This is a genomic window from Pseudomonas lini (assembly GCF_001042905.1).
Lineage (GTDB): Bacteria > Pseudomonadota > Gammaproteobacteria > Pseudomonadales > Pseudomonadaceae > Aquipseudomonas > Aquipseudomonas lini.
This window is the reverse complement of the sequence record NZ_JYLB01000012.1, coordinates 61,892-79,372: the sequence shown is the minus strand read 5'-3', so window position 1 is coordinate 79,372 and position 17,481 is coordinate 61,892. Positions and strand designations below refer to the sequence as shown.

Here is a 17,481-nt window from a genome sequence, read left to right as displayed (position 1 = left end):
AAGCATAGTTAATGCTCCTTCATTCTGCTTTTGTCATGGCGTGCCATCTGTTGTTGCAATGCCTGCTCCAGTTCGAGCATGGCGCGCTCCATGGACTTGCTGCAATTGGCCACTTCATCGTGGTGGAGCCTGTTATTGCAGGCCTGTTCGAGCGCCTCGCAGCTGTCGATCAGCCGGGATGCCTGGACGATTCGGGCCGCGCCCTTGATTTTGTGGGCAATGTCGAGGAGTGACTGCCGGTCCTTTGACTCGGATAACGCCAGCAGCGCTTTTCGGTCCAGGCGGTTGCTGTTAAGCAGTTCGGTCAACAATCGCTGGTTCAGTGTCGGGTTGCCACCGGTCAACAGGTGCAGCCCCTCCAGACTGAAGGCTGGCTCGCGGACCATCGGCGTGATGCCTTCGACCCATTGGTTCAAGGCCGTCAGGCTGAGGGGTTTGAACAGGCAATCGTCCATCCCGGCCAGTTTGCAGCGTTGTCTTTCCTCCGGCTGCGCGTTGGCGGTGAAACCCAGAACGGTGCAGGGAGGGCGCTGCAGGTGCTGTTCATGTTGGCGAATGGCACGGACCAGCTCATATCCATTCATGATCGGCATGTTGCAATCAGCAATCACCAAATCGAATGGCTGATTCTTCCATGCCTCGAACCCCGCCTCGCCATCCGCTGCGACGTTGAACCGATGCCCCAGAAACTCCAGTTGCTGGCACATGAGCAAGCGATTGGCGGGGTGATCATCGACCACCAGAACGTTCAAGGGGGCAGTGCTCGGGTGGATTTGCAGCTCGGCAGGTTCCGGCATCCGTTCTGTCGGCAGGGTGGCCAGGTTCAGCGAAACCCGGACCTGGGTGCCGACTCCCGACTGACTGTTCAATTGCAGGCTGCCGCCCATCATTTCGCACAAATTGCGGCTGATCACCAGGCCCAGCCCCGCCCCGCTTCTGGCTAACTGGCCGGAGTTATCGGCCTGGACGAAGGGCTCGAACAAGCGCTGTTGATCCTGTTCGCTGATCCCTGCGCCACTGTCTTCAACCCGCAACTGCAACTGGACCCGGTCGGGCTCGTCGGTCGGCTGCAACTCGACGCTGATCCTGACTTGGCCCTGTTGCGTGAACTTGATGGCATTGCTGATCAGATTGGACAGCACCTGCTTGAAACGCATCGGGTCCAACATGACATCGGTCGCCGGTTTGGCAGGGCTGAATTCCAGTTGCAGTCCGAGGTTTTTCTGCCGGGCCAACCCGTCGAAAATTCGCACCACGGAGGCTACGGTTTCAGCCAGATTGACGCGCTCCGGGTTCAGGCTCAGACGCCCCGATTCGATATGCGCAATATCGAGAATGTCCCCGATCAGTTCCAGCAGGTCTTTCGCCGAGTGGTACGCGACATCGATGGCGGGTCGATCCGGATGACTGTGATCGATACGTTTGAGCGTCAGTTCGAGCATGCCGATGACTGCGTTCATGGGCGTACGGATCTCATGGCTCATGGTCGCCAGAAAGGTACTTTTAGCTCGGTTGGCAGCATCGGCTTGCTCTTTAGCGGCCCGCAACTCATCGAACAGTTGCCGGCGTTCGCTGATGTCGATCCAGCCGCCAATGATGCCTTGCACGTCACCGCTCGAGTCGCGATAGGGAAGAATCCAGTGATAGATCGTCAGCTTGCGGTCGTCGATGTGCAACGGACGGTCGAGAATCAGCGGCGTCCCTTCGGCCATGACGCGCTGGTAGTCCGCCTGATATTCCCGTGCTTCGAAGGCGTTGCCGAGGCTGCCCTGCATGACACCTTTACCGATGATGTCTTCGCGTTTCGCGCAGAAGGTTTGCAGGTAACTGTCGTTGCAGCTTTGCAGCAATCCCTGGCGATCCCGCACATAAATGGGATGAGGCGTGCCATTGACCAGCGATCGCATGAATTCCAGTTGATCGTTCAAGGCGCGCTCGGCCGCTTGCCGCTGTTTTATCTGGCGCCTCATATAGGCGTTCCAGGCAATGGATATCAGCAGCAATACACCGGCGCTGATAACGATCTGATAGAACACGCGGTGATAGTTGCGCCAGGTACTTTGCGTGGCCGCTGAATAGCCACGCCAGCGGTTGTTGATGATGCCCAACTCTTCCGGTGCGATGCTCAGCAGTGCCTTGTCGAGGATGGCGTTCAGTTCTTTGGCGTCGCGCCCGGTTGCCAGGGAAAACGCTGCCTGTCGGGTACCGATGGTGGTGCTGATCTGAAGTGTCTGTTCGAAGATCCGCGATGAGATGAAGTAGTTGGCAATCACCAAAGAGTTCACCGCACCTTCTGCCTGGCCCTCGGCGAGCAACTCCACGGCACTGAACGTGTCCGGGGTTTCAACCAGGTTGATCCGCGGAAACTCGCTGCGCAGGTAACCCACCAGTGGATGGCCTTGGGCGATGGCCAGGCGTTTGTCCTGCAATTGCGTGAGGTTTGTCGGGCTGTCGGCCGCTTTGCGCGTCAGAAGTACAAAGGAGTTTTCCAGATAGGGGCGGCTGAAGTTCAACGTCGTTTCACGTTGGACGCTGGGGAGCAAGGCGGCGATCAGGTCAGCCTGATGGTTAGCGATCTGCTCGATCATCTCGTCATCGCTTCGGCTGCGCTGGATTTCGAAACGCAAACCGGTGCGCAATCTGATCAGCTCGAGCAAATCCGCCGTGACACCTCGAAAGTTGCCGTCGCTGTCGAAAAACGTCAGCGGCGCAAACGCTTCATTGACCACGACGCGCACGACTGGATGTTGTGCCAGCCAGCGTTCTTCGCGGTGGCTGAGTTGCAGTTTGTGATCGGTGAGAAGTATGTCGCTGCCGGCACTCCAGCGCTTGGCGATGTTTTCTCGCTCGCTGGTGGGGATGGTCTTGAGTACCGCGTTGATGATCCCGAGCAGATCCGGGTTGTCCTTTTGCACGGCAAAGCTGAAACCATGGGCTTCGTGTTTACCGAAGTTGGCCATGCGGATGTTGTTCAGATACCCCTTGTTGATCATGTAGTGGGTTGAAATGGTGTCGCCGAGAAAAACGTCGGCCTGGTCGAAGGCAACCGCATTGATTGCATTCTGGTAGGACGGATAGGAGGTGATGATTGCCTTCGGATACAGCGCCCTGACCTCGTCCAGAGGCAGATAGTGATACACCATGCTCAGCCGCATGCCGGCAAGTCCATCGGTCAGCGACCTGGTTTCTCCTTCTCGTGTCACCAGTACGGGTTGATCCACCGCATAAGGGGTGGATAGGGCAATGTCGGCATTGTCGGCCTCGAACCCATTGGCGGTGCCGAGCATATCGACCTGGCCTTTTTCCAGCGCCTCGATCGCGGCCCCCCGGGATGCGAAGCGCTGAACCTTGACCGGCAACCCTATGGCCTTGCCAAGGATGCCTGCGTAATCGGCGGTGAAACCTTCATAGTCATGGCCGCTGAGGGTCAGGTCGAAAGGAGGATAATCCGGGGCCGATGTACCGAGGATCAATTCACGTTTTTCTTTAACCCATTGTCGTTGTGAGGTATCCAGTTGGACTTCCATGTGTCCGGCCGTCGATCGACTGAGCAGGGTGTAGTGCTCGCTGGCCGTCTGAGCCGCGAGTACTGAGGTGCTCAGGCATAAACCCGCGGCCATGAGTATTAGATAATCCTTGAAACGGCTGGGCATCCTGTTTCTCACACTAACGCGTTACGTTTTGCCATATCGATGAGTTCAACCAGGGATTTGGCCTTGAGTTTTTGCATGAGTCGTTTTTTATAAGTGCTGACAGTTTTATTGCTGAGAAACATACCCTTGGCAATTTCTTTATTGGTGCGGCCTTGGGCGAAAAGTTGTAACACCATCAGTTCTCGATCGTTAACGGATTTAAATAACTCCAGATCGGCCCACTGCGCGTCGTCACACCGAACAGGGTTCAAGGCCTGACTGGGGAAATAGTTGTAACCTGATAAAACCGCTTTTATCGCGCTCATCAATTCACTGAGTTCTTCCTGTTTGCATACATACCCCGATGCACCGGACTGCATGCAGCGAATACCGAAAAGCTTCGGGCATTGTGCAGTTAATACCAATGTTTTTAATGGTGTACTCATGGCGTTGAAACGGGAGAGAACTTCCAGTCCATCCAGTTTGGGAATGCCGATGTCGAGGATGATCAGGTCTGGCATGCATTCGCGAACCATCTGCATTGCATCGACCCCATTGTCAGTTTCGCCGACGACTTTGTAACCTTCATGTTCCAGCAGCATTCGAACGGCAAGGCGGATGACAGGGTGATCGTCGACAATAAAAACGGAGTTCATAATCAAATCCCATACGTGCACAAATAAAGCGCGCACCTTAGCTCAGATAGTTGAGGGGCCGCATGAACTGAGGGGGCTGTAGCGGCAATATAGGAAAAGTCCTACAAATGAAGAAGAATGGGACTACGTATCAACTAGGTTTTGCATGAGGAAAGGCAAAAATTTGGTAAGACTAGTCAAGAGGTTGAAAGTATTGAGTTGGAGGTTTGGACCTATATGTTGGTCATTGTTTTAGTACGTTTGGGTTCTCGTGTTTTTATGCTGAGGCCAAGGTCAACAAGTTTCTGAAGTCTGATTGTTTCAATGGCTTGATCAAGTAACCGAGCAAGGGTAGTCCATGTTCGTAGGCCATTATTTTAAGTTTGTCCAGTTCGACGGATGTCAGGCTGCTCAGAAGTATGGCCTGTCTGATCATCCCCCGGTGACTGGCGTATTCAATCAAATCAAGGCCGGGAAGGTCGGGCAGGCATTGATCGCACAGAAGAATATCGAACGGTTGCGCAACCTTGAGCATTTGTTGCAAGGCGCCTTTGGCACTGTCAGTGGCGGTCAGTTGGGTGAAGCCATAACTCTCGAGCAGGTACTGAGTCGCCCGTAGCTGAAAGGGATGATCTTCCACCAGCAGGATGCGCCAATCATGTTTGAACATAGGAGTTTTCATGCGTCATCTGTCGAGCAGGGGAGGGTGATTATTTCGCGAGACGGCCGAACAATCGATCAGTCAGCTCTGCACAAGGTGTAGGGCGATTCTGTTGACGTTGAAATACGGATGATTGTCGAGAAATTCGATCAGCCGCTCAGAGCTCTCTGACACGGCTGATCGATACGTTTTATCGGTGGCTTGAACGACCGGTCATTTCCAGCGCCATTTCACCGGCATAGCTGTCGGTCATGCCGGCGATGAAATCAATCATGCGCAAGAAGGAGGTGTGTAAAGGGCCGTGAGGATCGGGTGCATTGTTGCCCAACAGGTCGAGTATGCGACGGTGCTTGAAGGATGGCGTACGGCCGTTGTGCTGCTCTAGTGCCGCGCCGCAAAAGGCGTTGAGCAGGATTTCAAGGGTGGTGTAGGCGCCGATTTCATGGAGCGTCTTGCGCTTGTCCTGGAAGATTTTTTTGCGCGCCATGTCCTTGGCATTCAAGACGCAGCGTTTGGCGGGGCCATGCATGTGTTCCACCAGGTCACCAGGCAGCGTGCCGGCCAGTAGCGCGTCTTGTTGCTCGACGAACGCTCGGGCTGCTGCGTTGGTCAGGTGTTCGATGGCTTTGCCCCGCAGGATCGCCAGTTTGCGCCGACGCGAATCCTGCGAACCGAGCTGGCGATAGGTTTCCGGGAGGTCGTCGCCCACCAGGTCCAGCAGCAGGGACTCGACTTCGGCGTATTCCAGCAGCTCCATTTCCAGGCCATCTTCCAGATCGATCAGCGCGTAGCAAATGTCGTCGGCGGCCTCCATCAGGTACACCAGTGGATGGCGCGCCCAGCGCTGTTCGTCCAGCTGGGGCAGGCCGAGCTTTTGAGCGATCTGTTCCAGCAGCGGCAGTTCGCTCTGATAGCAACCGAACTTGTGCTTCTTGTAGCCCAGTGAGTCGGCGTGCCGAGCCGTCCACGGGTATTTCAGGTAGGTGCCCAGCGTGGCGTAGGTCAGCCGGGTTCCCCCTTCGAACTGGTGGTATTCAAGCTGGGTAAGCACCCGGAAACCTTGGGCATTGCCTTCGAAATTGAGGAAGTCATTGCGTTCGGCTTCGTTCATCGCATCCAGCCAGCCACGGCCTGCGGCCTGCTGGAACCAGTGGCGGATCGCGTCTTCACCGGAATGACCGAAGGGCGGATTACCGATGTCATGGGCCAGGCAAGCCGATTGCACCACCATTCCCAGGTCGCTCGGTTCGCACCAGTCAGGCAGGGCGCTACGGATGGTTTCACCGACGCGCATGCCCAACGAACGACCGACGCAACTGACTTCCAGTGAGTGGGTCAGGCGCGTGTGGATGTGATCGTTGCTGGAGACCGGATGGACCTGGGTCTTACGCCCGAGACGGCGAAACGCGCCCGAGAAAATGATGCGGTCGTGGTCTTTATGGAAAGGGCTGCGGCCGAGTTCTTCCGGGCTGTGCACAGGCTTTCCGAGGCGTTCGCGGGTAAGCAGGGTTTGCCAATCCAAGGCTGGTTTCTCCGTCAGGTGACTGATTCCCTAGCTTCCCGGTTCGTGCCGGTCCCTGCAAGAAGAACTACAGCCCCGCGGCATCGATATCGATGAGCAGCAATCGCTCGCCATTGTCGAAAAATTGCCCGGCGGTGAGGCAGTACTGATTGCTGGTGGCGTCGCGGTAGGTGTTGGAAAGCGTCAGCCGGCGCTCCTCCCAACCCTCGGCCAGCAAGTGATAAAAGTAGGGGCGCCATGACCAGTTATGGCCCAGGTAGCGGTTATCCGCCTCCCAACCGTTGTTGCGCCATTCCAGGTTGGGGGTCAGCTGCGTGCCGTGGCGGTCGCATTGATAAAAACGCAACAACCAGGGAAACGCTTCCAGTTGCGGCAAGGTGCTGAGGGGCGCGCTGGCTTGAGCCCAGGCTTGCAGGATGGTCATCAATTCGCTGAGTTGCTGGCGCATGATCATCAGGCGTGCGCGCTCAGCCAGTTTTTGCTGAACATAGCGCTGGCGCAGTTGTGCGAAGCGCTCGACAAAGGCATCTGTGGCGAAGAAATCAGCTTGCGCGCGGGCAAACAGAAAGCCCTGTACGTAGCGTGAACCACACTCCAGGGCAAAATTCAGTTGAGCTTCGGTTTCCACGCCCTCAGCGATAATCCAGCACCCGGTTTTTTCCGCCATTTGCGCCAGGGCCTTTACCACGTCGCTGCTGGGGCCACCCAATGCGGCGGCCTGGAACAGCCGCATGTCGAGCTTGAGAATGTCCGGTTGCAGGGCCAGCACGCGATCAAGCTGAGAGTAACCGGCACCGAAATCATCGATGGCGATCCGCGCCCCGGCTTGTCGGTAGCGGGCCACGACTTCGGCAAGACGCTGGCTGTCGCCGCCCAGTTCGGTGATTTCGAAGACGATTCGTTGCGCGTCGACGCCATGCCTGCTCAGTTGCTTGAGGCTCGGCAGTGCCTGGTCCCGGCGCAAGCGGCTGATCCAGCGGGGCGATATGTTCAGGCTGAGAAACCAGTCTGGGGGCGCTTCATGCAGACGGCTCAGGGCATTATCGCGAATCTGGCGATCGAGACGACGCAGGGCGATGGCGGGCGTTCGCGGGTCGGCGAACAGTGGTCCTACCGAGGTCAGTTGGTCGTCGGCCTGACGCAGTCGACCCAGCGCTTCGACGCCAGCGATGCGGCCCGTGGCGGTATCGATAAACGGCTGAAAGCAGGCGAGCGGTTGCCCGTCGATCACGAGGCCTCCTTAGTGAGGTTTTGTTCTGGGTAAACCTGGACACCAAGCAGGCACGCAGGACTAACCTCTCGATAAAAGAGGCTAATCCCGGTGGTGTGCAAGAATGCAGCCAAACAGGACTGATTAGTGTTTGCGCGAATTCTGCATGATCAGCTTGATCAGTGGCCCCAGCGTGACGCCCAAGCGAGCCAGCCGAGTCAGGCTGCCGATACCACCCTTGGCACCCTTGCCGGTCAGAAAGCCCAACCCGATCACGGCCGCGATGCCCCAGAGCGGGGCGTGTTTGATGCCGAGGCCGTCTTGCAGGTTTTGCGTCATGCCACGCACCCGTTGCAGGGGATGCAGCAGGTGTTGGGATTCGTGGCGGATTTCCTGGCGATGCATTTCCATGCGCAGGCGAATCAGCGCCTTGCGCATTTCCGTGCGCGAGCTGTTGCGGGGAAGTTCAGACATGCTCATGGCAACAGGCGCTCCCGATCATTGGCCAACTCTTCCAGGGTGCCGTGGAAGGGCGAGGACTCATCGAAAATCGCTGCTCTCAAGCGCATCGCACAGAACAACGCGGCGAGGGTATAGAACACACAGAGCCCGATGATTGCGGCCAGGCGATAGGTGTCCCAAAACAGGATCAACACCAGCGTCGACAACCCCACCAGCAACAACAAGGCAAAGACCAGCGTGAGGCCTGCAAACAGCAACAGGCTTACGGTGCGTGCTTTTTGTTCCTGCAATTCAATGCCAAACAACTCGACATGACTGTGCAGCAGTCCAAGAAACGCGGCACCGAGGCGCCGCGGTGATGAGCCGGTGCCCGTCGCGGACGGGCCGGATTCGCCGATCGCCATATCAGCGCCGAGTGGCCAGCAGGCCGATCAGGAAGCCCACGCCCGCCGCGATTCCGACCGATTGCCATGGGTTGGCCTGGACGTAATCTTCCGTGGCGGTGACAGCGGCTTTGCCGCGCTCGCGCACAGAGTCTTCGGTCAATCTCAGGGTTTCCCGCGCGCGCAGCAGACTGTCATGGATCTGCTGGCGCAACTCATCGGCTTGATCGCCAGCCAGGGATTTGGTGTGTTCCAGCAATCTTTCAGTGTCGGTGACCAGTGTCTGAAAATCTTCCATCAGAACTTCTTGAGCAGTCTTTGCTGTGGTGCGGGCCATTGGTGATCTCCGTAAGTGGCTTCTGAAGCGTTCGAGTATGAGCCTTGTGTGAAGGTTCAGTACAAATGACTGGTACAACTTTTGCTGTGTCGTGGTGCGCCAGCCTGCGCTGTTGCGCTGTTGCTGGGCATGATTTCAGGAAAACCTTAACTCAAATAATCAAAACTCGCGCGGAGGCTGCGGTCTTGTGCGCCAAAGCGGTTCATCCAGATAAACGCTGTGGTCTGGATGAGCTGCAACTTGGTGCGTCAGCCATCTACGCGAACTGCTTTGGTGCTTTTTTCAGCCTTCAGGTCTGCCAATCCATGGAAAATCTGCAAAGTGCTGTGGACAGTCTGGTCCATAGCTCCAACACGTTGTTCATCCTTATCGGTGCGGTCATGGTCCTGGCCATGCACGCCGGTTTCGCCTTTCTCGAGGTGGGTACGGTTCGACAAAAAAACCAGGTCAATGCCTTGTCGAAAATCCTCAGCGACTTCGCCATTTCGACCCTGGCCTATTTCTTTATAGGCTATTGGATTTCCTACGGAGTCACTTTCATGCAGCCGGCGGCGGTGATCACCGCCGATCATGGCTATGGGCTGGTGAAATTTTTCTTTCTGCTGACCTTTGCTGCGGCGATACCGGCAATCATTTCCGGAGGCATCGCCGAGCGCGCCCGGTTCGCACCTCAATTGTGTGCGACGGCGCTGATCGTAGCGTTCATCTATCCCTTCTTCGAAGGCATGATCTGGAATGGCAATTTTGGTCTGCAAGCCTGGTTGTTGGAACGCTTTGGCGCCAACTTCCATGACTTCGCAGGCTCCGTGGTGGTTCACGCCATGGGCGGCTGGCTGGCACTCGCGGCGGTGTTGTTGCTCGGTCCAAGGCAAGGTCGTTATCGCGACGGACGACTGGTGGCTTTCGCACCGTCGAGCATTCCCTTTCTGGCGTTGGGTTCTTGGATTCTGATCGTCGGCTGGTTCGGCTTCAACGTGATGAGCGCCCAGACCCTGCAAGGTGTCAGCGGGCTGGTGGCGGTGAATTCGTTGATGGCCATGGTCGGTGGCACCGTGGCGGCGTTGATCATCGGCCGCAATGACCCGGGCTTTCTGCATAACGGCCCATTGGCCGGACTGGTGGCGATCTGCGCCGGCTCGGATCTGATGCACCCGGTGGGCGCATTGGTGACCGGAGCCATCGCCGGGGCACTGTTTGTCTGGTGCTTTACCGCCGCCCAAGGCAAATGGCATATCGACGATGTGCTGGGCGTCTGGCCTTTGCATGGACTGTGTGGTGTCTGGGGCGGGATCGCTTGCGGCATCTTCGGTCAAACCGCCTTGGGTGGTTTGGGGGGCGTGAGCCTGATCAGTCAGTTGATCGGCACTTCTCTGGGGGTGATCGTGGCGCTGGTCGGTGGTTTTGCGGTGTATGGAGCGATCAATGCGTTGTATGGTCTGCGCCTGAGCCAGGAGGAGGAGTACTACGGCGCGGACTTGTCGGTGCACAAGATCGGTGCCGTGAGTCAGGATTGAATCAGCGTTCTTCATCGTCGGTGCCGGGGTAGAAACCATGCAGCAGGCGATAACGGTCATGCCGTACCTGGTCGACCCGGTCTTGCACCTGTTGGCCGGGAATGCCCAGCATGATCAGCGCATGGGAGGCGAGCATCAGGCTCGACTCCAGCAACTCGGGTACGACTTCGCTGGCACCGGCCGCCTTCAACTCGGCCAACTGACTGTCGTCCCGTGTGCGCACCAGGACCGGCACGCTCGGGTTGAAGCGGCGCGCTTCCTTGAGTATCAATAGTGCGATGTCCGTCTGGTCCACGGCGACCACCAGCAGTCTGGCGCGTTCCAACCCTATCGCGACCAGCAGTTCGCCGCGACGTGAGTCGCCGTAATGAACACAGCTTTCATTGACGGCTGCTTCCTGGACCCGCACCGGGTCGGTATCCAGCGCAATGTAAGGTTGATGCACATTACGCAGGACGCGCCCGATGGACTGACCTACACGGCCATACCCACAGATCACTACGTGATTGTGCAAGCCCGCGTTGAGCGCGCTGATTTCTTCGAGTTCGGCTTCTTCGTTGGGCTTGTGGTGCAGGCGTGTGGCGATGTGGGGAGCGGCGCGTAGCAGTAAAGGCGTCACCAACATCGAGCAGAACGTGGCGGCCAGCAGCAGGCCACCGAAGTCGGCGGGCATCAGTTTGTTTTGCTGCATTTGCGTCATCAGGGCAAAGCAGAATTCGCCCCCTTGAGCCAATGCCAGACCGCTGCGCCAGGCGGTTTCGACATCGCTGCCGCGCCATTTGACCAGCAGCGCGACCACGGTGCCTTTGATCAGCAGCAGCCCCAGCGTCAGACCGAGAATCAGCAATCCGTGGCTGGCAAACAAGCGCAAGTCGATCAACATGCCGATACTTACGAAGAACACCCCGAGCAGAATGTCGCGAAACGGACGGATGTCCGCCTCGATCTGATGTCGGTAGTGGCTTTCCCCCAGCAGCATGCCGGCGAGAAAGGCGCCCAGGGCTGGGGAGAGGCCGAGCAGGTGAGTCAGCCAGGCCGTCAGCAGAACGATCACCAGCGCCAACAGCACGAACAGCTCAGCGGACCGGGACGCGGCGACTTCATGAAACAGCCGTGGCAAAAACCAGCGACTGACCAGCAGCAGACCGACGAACAGCACGATAGTCTTGCCCAGCGTCAATGGCAGAGCCCAATACCAAACCTGGTCGCTGGTGCCTGCGAACACCGGCACCAGGGTCAGTAGCAACACCGCGACCACGTCCTGGAACAACAGCACGGCGATGGCATTCTGGCCGTGGCGGCTGAAAAGCTCACCGAGGCTGCTTAACTCCTTGCTGACAATGGCGGTGGACGACAACGCCAAACCGGCCCCGAGTAACAGTGCAGGCGTGGTTGGCATGCCAAACAACATCAGCAACCCCCCCAGCACTATCCCGGAAAGCAGCACTTGCAGGCTGCCCAGGCCAAAAACCACTTGGCGCAGTGCGAGCATTTTCGACAGGGAAAACTCAAGCCCGAGGGAGAACAGCAAGAACACTACGCCCAACTCGGCAAGGTCGGGCAACTCTTCACTTTCATTCACCCAGTTGAACGCGGTCGGCCCGATCATCAGCCCCACGCACAGGTAGCCCAGCACCGGTGGCAAGCGCAGACGCTGGAACAGTGCAATCACCACCAGGGAGGAGGTGAAGATGATCAACAGATTGGCGAACACAAAAAACTCCGGTGAGGTTCTGGCTACTCAAGCGTAGAAGTAAAAAAGACGCGAGCATCGTGCAAATGGCCGTTGAGGCGAATGATGTGCGTCAGGAGTTTGCCGAAATCTCTTGAAATCAGCCATTGCTCAGACAGATAGGGCATCGGCTCGACGGCTTTTGATAGCGGGCCTAGAATGAGCGCTTACTTCGATGGGTCTTGTCGTCATGCCTCCTGAATGTCAGCTGTTCGGCACCATTGGTTGCCATCTCTGTGAACTCGCCGAAGCCATGCTGATGGAATTTGTCGAGCGTGGTCTGTTGGTGGAGCTGGTGGATATCGCTGACGATGAAACCTGGTTCGAAGCTTACAGTCTGCGTATTCCGGTGTTGCGGCGGGTCGATACCGGCGCTGAGCTGGGCTGGCCGTTCGGTGCCGATGAAGTGGTAGCGTTCCTGCGGTAGGGGGGACGGCGACGATGTTCCCGCGTGTCGAACTTTATGATTGATACCTTGGCTTAACCGATGTTATTCGGATACTGTATGCGCATACAGTTATTCCGATTGCCTGCCATGCTTTTCCCTTTTCGGGTTTGGCAGCCGATCCCGGACGTCAGAGGGATGAACCTTGGTCAATGTCGAGCAATTGAAGAACAGCGTGAACCGGATGTCGGCGGACGTGGTGCGCGAGGCCGTCCTCGAATTGCGTTTGGATGGCCTGGTCACGGAGGGAAAAACGCCCTTCAACAAATTGCATTTCAATACCTGTTTCGCCGAGATCGAAGCCTTGTTCCAGCGTGCGGGCTATCACCGGCAGCTGGATGTCGTGGGCTATCAGGGGTTGTTGTATGCGCTTTATGATCCGGGTCGCTGGGAAGCGGTCGATGTGCTGCGCTGGCTCAAGGAGTTCACCGAAGCGGCCGCTCGCACACAGTCGATACCGGCCTGAGGATTCTCTTCTAGGTTCGTTCCGGCCACTGTTGGATAATGCCGCCCTGCATTGAGGGTTAGAGCTTTTCGTATGTCCATTTCATCTTTTTCTGCTGCACATAACCAGGCCAGCACGCTCTATCTGCCGCCGGGGCCGTGGCAGACCGTACTCGATTGCCTGTGCGAACACTTCAGCGCCATCGGTCGTGAACAATGGCTGGACAGAATTGCTCGCGGTCGCGTCCTCGATGGGCAAGGCCTGCCGATCGCCCTGGACCTGCCTTACAAGGAAGGCCTGCGGATTCATTATTTTCGTGAGGTGCCGGACGAAAAACCGATCCCGGTGGTGGAGTCGATCCTCTATGCCGACGAGCATCTGGTGGTAGCGGACAAACCGCACTTTCTGCCCGTGACTCCGGCGGGTGAATACGTGGAACAGACGTTGCTGCGACGGCTGATCCGTCGCCTGGGTAACCCACATCTGGTGCCTTTACATCGCATTGACCGGCATACGGCGGGGCTGGTTCTATTTTCAGCCAACCCGCAGAGTCGGTCGGCGTATCAGTCATTGTTTCCTACACGCCAGATCGAAAAGCGCTATGAAGCAATCGCTCGGGCATTGCCTGAGCACTCCTTCCCACTGGTCCATAAAAGTCGACTTGTCAATGGCGAGCCGTTTTTTCGCATGCAAGAAGGTCCGGGCGTCAGCAATACCGAGACGGCGATCGAGGTCAGGGAAAAAAACGGTGAGCTCTGGCGTTTTGCGCTGTACCCGGTGACGGGCAAGAAACATCAGTTGCGAGTTCACATGACAGCCCTGGGGGCCAGCATCTGCAATGATCCGTTCTATCCGCAGGTGCTCAAGGACGTAGAAGATGACTATGCCAACCCCTTGAAGCTGTTGGCCCAGGGGCTGCGATTTGTCGATCCGGTCACGGGGCAGGAAAGAGAATTCGAAAGCACCATCACCTTGCAATGGTGATCACAGGGCTAACGACTCTGCTTTTCTTCAGCCACGAAAAAGCCCGCTTTAAAAGCGGGCTTTTCTGTATCTGGTTGTCGCCGTAAAGATTACAGATCTTTAACGGTACGGACCTGATCTTTGTTGACGCGGGTTTGCTTGCCATCCAGTTGTTCGAATTCGTAAAAGCCCGATTCTTCATCGTACTTAGGCGCGTCGACGGCCTGGATTTCTCGACCGTCATTCAAGGTGATCACTGTAGGCGATGCGCAACCGGCGAGGGTGGCAAGGCCCAGTGCGAGCATGAAAGTGGCGAGGGTCCGTTGAGTCATGAGTGTGTCTCCGAATGGGAATTCTTTTGGTTGCTGGTCTTGAGACGTATACAACGCGCGCAAGTTCCTTCGCGTGTCAGTCTGACACAGTGCGGTGTGTGCTTAACAGTTCCGGCGTATTGAGATTAGCCAGGCGAGGGTCGTTATCCAGGCATTGCAGGGCTGTGGCGCCCAGCTTGCGCATAAGGCGACCCGGGCTGCGCTCACCTTCGTTCCAGGCGGTTTCGAAAGCCGCTGAAAGGGCGACAGGAATCATGCACAGCAAGGGTTCCCAGTGTTCGCCATGGCGCAGCATCAGCGGTTTGTCCGGATGCTGGCCGGCGGTTTCACGCATAGTCTGGAGCAGCGCAGCATCGATGCGTGGTACATCGCAGGGCAGCACCAGTAGGTGAGTGTGGCGGGCGGCTTTCAAGCCTGCGCGAATACCGGCCAACGGCCCTGGAAAGTCGCCTTCGTCGTCATGGACCAACTGATCCGCATAAGGCGCATATTTTTCCAGGTTTCTGTTGCAGGAGATGATCAGGTCATCACTCAACGGGCGCGTCTTGCGGTGCAGATGCGCGATCAGCGGTTCGCCATGCCAATCCAGCAAACCCTTGTCCTGACCGCCCATGCGTTGGCCGCGCCCGCCCGCCAGGAGCAGAATGGAGCAAGGCGCCAGAGGTGTATTCGAGGTCATCGCACTTCTCCATGGGGGCGGCGAAAAAATGAGGCGCTGTGATATAACACCGGGCTGTTTCTCCTACAACTGGACGAGCCTATGAAAGCCAAGGCTGATGTACCTTTCGCACCGCTCAACATCGCGGTGCTGACTGTCAGCGATACCCGTACCCTGGAAACCGATACCTCAGGCCAGGTCTTCGTCGACCGCTTGAGCGCTGCCGGTCATAACCTGGCGGCCCGTGTACTGCTTAAAGATGACCTCTACAAAATTCGCGCGCAAGTCGCCAACTGGATTGCCGATGAGGTCGTGCAAGTGGTGCTGATCACCGGCGGTACCGGGTTCACCGGTCGCGACAGCACACCCGAAGCCGTGAGTTGCCTGCTGGATAAGCAGGTCGATGGTTTTGGTGAATTGTTCCGGCAGATATCGGTAGCGGATATCGGCACCTCGACGGTTCAGTCCCGGGCCTTGGCCGGCCTGGCCAATGGCACGCTGGTTTGCTGTTTGCCGGGCTCGACCAATGCGGTGCGCACCGGTTGGGACGGCATTCTCGCCGAGCAACTGGATTCGCGTCACCGTCCGTGCAATTTCGTGGCCCATCTGAAACAGGCGGCACCCTGTGAAACCCGCGGGTAAGCCAGGCAAGACTGGCAGTCTGATGGCTGTCGAGGTGGCACTGGCGCGTTTACTGGAAATGGCCGACGCCTCGAAAATTAGTGAGCACGAACGCTTGCCGTTGGCGCAGGTTCAGGGGCGTGTACTGGCCGCTGACCTGGTCTCGACACTGGATTTGCCGCCTTGGCCCAACAGTGCCATGGACGGTTATGCCTTGCACCTGGCCGACTGGACGGGAGAGCCGTTGGTGGTCAGTCAGAAGATTTTTGCAGGCCAGGCCCCGGAACCTTTGAAGCCGGGTACCTGTGCGCGGATCTTCACCGGCGCGCCTGTGCCCGCAGGTGCCGACTGTGTCGAGATGCAGGAGAACGCCGAAGTTCAGGCGGATGAGCGGGTACGTTTCACCAAGACCATGAAATCAAGACAGAACATCCGTCCACAAGGTCAGGAAGCCACTGTCGGTGAGCTGATCTTGCCCGCCGGAACACGTCTGGGGCCTATCGAGCAGGGGCTGGCGGCATCGCTGGGATGCGCTGAGCTGGACGTGGTTCGCAAAATTCGTGTTGCGGTCTTGTCTACCGGTGATGAGTTGATTGAGCCAGGTCAGGCCCTTGGGCCGGGACAGATCTACAACAGCAATCGAGTATTGCTCTGCAGCTGGTTGCAGCGCTTGGGTTGTGAAGTGATCGATGCCGGCATTCTTCCCGATGATTTAGCGACCACTCGGGCCCGCCTCGGTGAGTTGAAGGATGTCGACCTGATTCTCTCGACCGGTGGCGTATCAGTGGGAGAGGCCGACTTTCTGGGCATTGCCTTGCGGGAAGAGGGCGAATTGACCCTGTGGAAGCTTGCCATCAAACCAGGTAAGCCGCTGACGTTCGGGCATTTTCGCGGCGTGCCGGTAATTGGTTTACCCGGCAATCCGGCATCGACCCTGGTGACTTTTGCTCTGTTGGCAAGGCCCTACCTTTTGCGCCGCCAAGGGGTAAAAGAAGTCGAGCCCCTGAAGTTTCAGGTGCCGGCAGGGTTTGTCTGGCCCAAGGCTGGTAACCGACGTGAGTACTTGCGCGGACGTCTGGAGAATGGTCGGGCAATCATCTACAGGAATCAGAGCTCTGGTGTACTGCGCAGTGCTGCCTGGGCTGACGGTCTGGTTGAAGTGCTGGAGGGCCGTACGCTGATCGAGGGTGATTGTGTGAGCTTCATCCCGCTGAGTGAAGTCTTGAGCTGATACAGGCACTGGTTTTGTCCCGCAAGCCCGGTTGATCGCATCGGGCTTGCGTGCATGACCATTTCTTAATGTGCCAGAAGTGTCACGACCTGGTCGAAGCGGCTGTTGGCGATCCAGGTCAGAAGTCCCAGGATCACGGCTGTTCCGCCAGCTGAATAGGCAAGCCTGTGTTTGATGGATTTGACGTCACCCCGGACTTCATCCGTGTCTCTTCGGATGTACTTGAGGTGTGTCTCCAGTTCAATGACGCGAGATTCCATATCCACTTCTCCGACGGGCTTTGCGCTGTTTTTGAGTTCAGCCTGATGATTGGCGCGATTGTCTGCGAACGGCGCGACCGGAGTTACCGGTAGTCTGAGGTCATGGCTTTGCATGGAGAAACTGGCCCCTTGCGTTAAAACCATTCAAGTGATCGATGCCGTTGTTGCTTGCGCTTTTTGAGGCCCTTAAGGGGGTTCCATTCATTGTTTTCACGTCCCTGTGTAAATTAACGGGTGATAACTGATAACCGAGATCCAACGGTGTACCAATTGTTCGGGTGGGTCAATTGAGCCGATTCCTCATGTTTTGTAAGAAAAAATACCGCTCTGTAGGACTCACGTTTCCTTCCCTTGGAAATAATTGAAATCCTGTCGACTTTTATCAGGGGCTGCGAGGTCAACATATCCTATGGAATTGCGGATATGGGAGTGGCAAAA

Annotated in this window: 18 protein-coding genes; 6 read left to right on the top strand and 12 right to left on the bottom strand. The window is 57.1% G+C overall.

The features are described from left to right. Positions 1 to 8: 8 nt before the first annotated feature. The 8 genes from TU81_RS27295 to TU81_RS27260 all read right to left on the bottom strand — a co-directional run bounded on the left by TU81_RS27295 (position 9) and on the right by TU81_RS27260 (position 8,842). Positions 9 to 3,653: a transporter substrate-binding domain-containing protein gene (locus tag TU81_RS27295; RefSeq protein WP_048397565.1), complete on the bottom strand. Its 3,645-nt coding sequence runs from the start codon at positions 3,651 to 3,653 to the stop codon at positions 9 to 11. 8 nt (positions 3,654 to 3,661) lie between these two features. Next, entirely contained in the window at positions 3,662 to 4,288 is a 627-nt protein-coding gene (locus tag TU81_RS27290) for a response regulator transcription factor (RefSeq protein WP_038982229.1), read from the bottom strand. A 256-nt stretch (positions 4,289 to 4,544) separates the two neighbouring features. Beyond that, a complete protein-coding gene (locus tag TU81_RS27285) occupies positions 4,545 to 4,949 on the bottom strand; it encodes a response regulator (protein WP_038982245.1) in 405 nt (134 codons plus the stop codon). 169 nt (positions 4,950 to 5,118) lie between these two features. Then, a complete protein-coding gene (locus tag TU81_RS27280; protein ID WP_038982246.1) occupies positions 5,119 to 6,450 on the bottom strand; it encodes a deoxyguanosinetriphosphate triphosphohydrolase in 1,332 nt (443 codons plus the stop codon). A 67-nt stretch (positions 6,451 to 6,517) separates the two neighbouring features. Beyond that, positions 6,518 to 7,681 carry an EAL domain-containing protein gene (locus TU81_RS27275; protein WP_048397564.1) on the bottom strand — a complete coding sequence of 388 codons (1,164 nt, stop codon included), beginning with the start codon at positions 7,679 to 7,681 and terminating at the stop codon, positions 6,518 to 6,520. 123 nt (positions 7,682 to 7,804) lie between these two features. Beyond that, a complete protein-coding gene (locus TU81_RS27270) occupies positions 7,805 to 8,140 on the bottom strand; it encodes a hypothetical protein (RefSeq protein ID WP_038982248.1) in 336 nt (111 codons plus the stop codon). Beyond that, positions 8,137 to 8,526 (bottom strand): phage holin family protein, encoded by a 390-nt coding sequence (locus TU81_RS27265; RefSeq protein WP_007895049.1) that lies wholly within the window; start codon positions 8,524 to 8,526, stop codon positions 8,137 to 8,139. The genes TU81_RS27270 and TU81_RS27265 overlap by 4 nt, the downstream gene beginning before the upstream one ends. 1 nt (position 8,527) lies before the next feature. Continuing rightward, complete coding sequence (locus TU81_RS27260; protein ID WP_008009371.1) at positions 8,528 to 8,842, bottom strand: DUF883 family protein; 315 nt, start codon at positions 8,840 to 8,842, stop codon at positions 8,528 to 8,530. A gap of 305 nt (positions 8,843 to 9,147) precedes the next feature. Between TU81_RS27260 and TU81_RS27255 the strand changes: the two genes are divergently transcribed. Beyond that, positions 9,148 to 10,356: an ammonium transporter gene (locus tag TU81_RS27255; RefSeq protein ID WP_038983648.1), complete on the top strand. Its 1,209-nt coding sequence runs from the start codon at positions 9,148 to 9,150 to the stop codon at positions 10,354 to 10,356. Between the two features lies 1 nt (position 10,357). On the opposite strand, the gene TU81_RS27250 is transcribed toward TU81_RS27255, so the two are convergent. Then, positions 10,358 to 12,070 carry a cation:proton antiporter gene (locus tag TU81_RS27250; RefSeq protein WP_038982249.1) on the bottom strand — a complete coding sequence of 571 codons (1,713 nt, stop codon included), beginning with the start codon at positions 12,068 to 12,070 and terminating at the stop codon, positions 10,358 to 10,360. Positions 12,071 to 12,278: 208 nt separating this feature from the next. On the opposite strand from TU81_RS27250, the gene TU81_RS27245 reads away from it, so the two are divergent. The 3 genes from TU81_RS27245 to TU81_RS27235 all read left to right on the top strand — a co-directional run bounded on the left by TU81_RS27245 (position 12,279) and on the right by TU81_RS27235 (position 13,962). Next, positions 12,279 to 12,515 carry a glutaredoxin family protein gene (locus TU81_RS27245; RefSeq protein WP_038983650.1) on the top strand — a complete coding sequence of 79 codons (237 nt, stop codon included), beginning with the start codon at positions 12,279 to 12,281 and terminating at the stop codon, positions 12,513 to 12,515. Positions 12,516 to 12,678: 163 nt separating this feature from the next. Next, positions 12,679 to 12,999 carry a hypothetical protein gene (locus TU81_RS27240; protein WP_007895054.1) on the top strand — a complete coding sequence of 107 codons (321 nt, stop codon included), beginning with the start codon at positions 12,679 to 12,681 and terminating at the stop codon, positions 12,997 to 12,999. Between the two features lie 72 nt (positions 13,000 to 13,071). Further along, a complete protein-coding gene (locus tag TU81_RS27235) occupies positions 13,072 to 13,962 on the top strand; it encodes a pseudouridine synthase (protein ID WP_048397561.1) in 891 nt (296 codons plus the stop codon). 89 nt (positions 13,963 to 14,051) lie between these two features. Here the strand turns inward: TU81_RS27235 and TU81_RS27230 are convergent, their stop codons facing one another. Next, positions 14,052 to 14,273: a YgdI/YgdR family lipoprotein gene (locus tag TU81_RS27230; RefSeq protein WP_038982251.1), complete on the bottom strand. Its 222-nt coding sequence runs from the start codon at positions 14,271 to 14,273 to the stop codon at positions 14,052 to 14,054. Between the two features lie 76 nt (positions 14,274 to 14,349). Beyond that, a complete protein-coding gene (gene mobA, locus TU81_RS27225; protein WP_048397559.1) occupies positions 14,350 to 14,952 on the bottom strand; it encodes a molybdenum cofactor guanylyltransferase MobA in 603 nt (200 codons plus the stop codon). Between the two features lie 81 nt (positions 14,953 to 15,033). Here mobA and moaB point away from each other — a divergent pair, with 81 nt between their 5' ends. Continuing rightward, positions 15,034 to 15,573 carry a molybdenum cofactor biosynthesis protein B gene (gene moaB, locus TU81_RS27220; RefSeq protein ID WP_008075630.1) on the top strand — a complete coding sequence of 180 codons (540 nt, stop codon included), beginning with the start codon at positions 15,034 to 15,036 and terminating at the stop codon, positions 15,571 to 15,573. Next, the gene (locus tag TU81_RS27215) at positions 15,557 to 16,783 is read left to right on the top strand and encodes a molybdopterin molybdotransferase MoeA (RefSeq protein ID WP_048397556.1); all 1,227 of its coding nucleotides are present in this window, start codon (positions 15,557 to 15,559) and stop codon (positions 16,781 to 16,783) included. The genes moaB and TU81_RS27215 overlap by 17 nt, the downstream gene beginning before the upstream one ends. A 65-nt stretch (positions 16,784 to 16,848) precedes the next feature. Here TU81_RS27215 and TU81_RS27210 read toward each other — a convergent pair whose 3' ends face one another. Beyond that, complete coding sequence (locus tag TU81_RS27210) at positions 16,849 to 17,157, bottom strand: hypothetical protein (RefSeq protein WP_038983652.1); 309 nt, start codon at positions 17,155 to 17,157, stop codon at positions 16,849 to 16,851. Positions 17,158 to 17,481 lie beyond the last annotated feature (324 nt).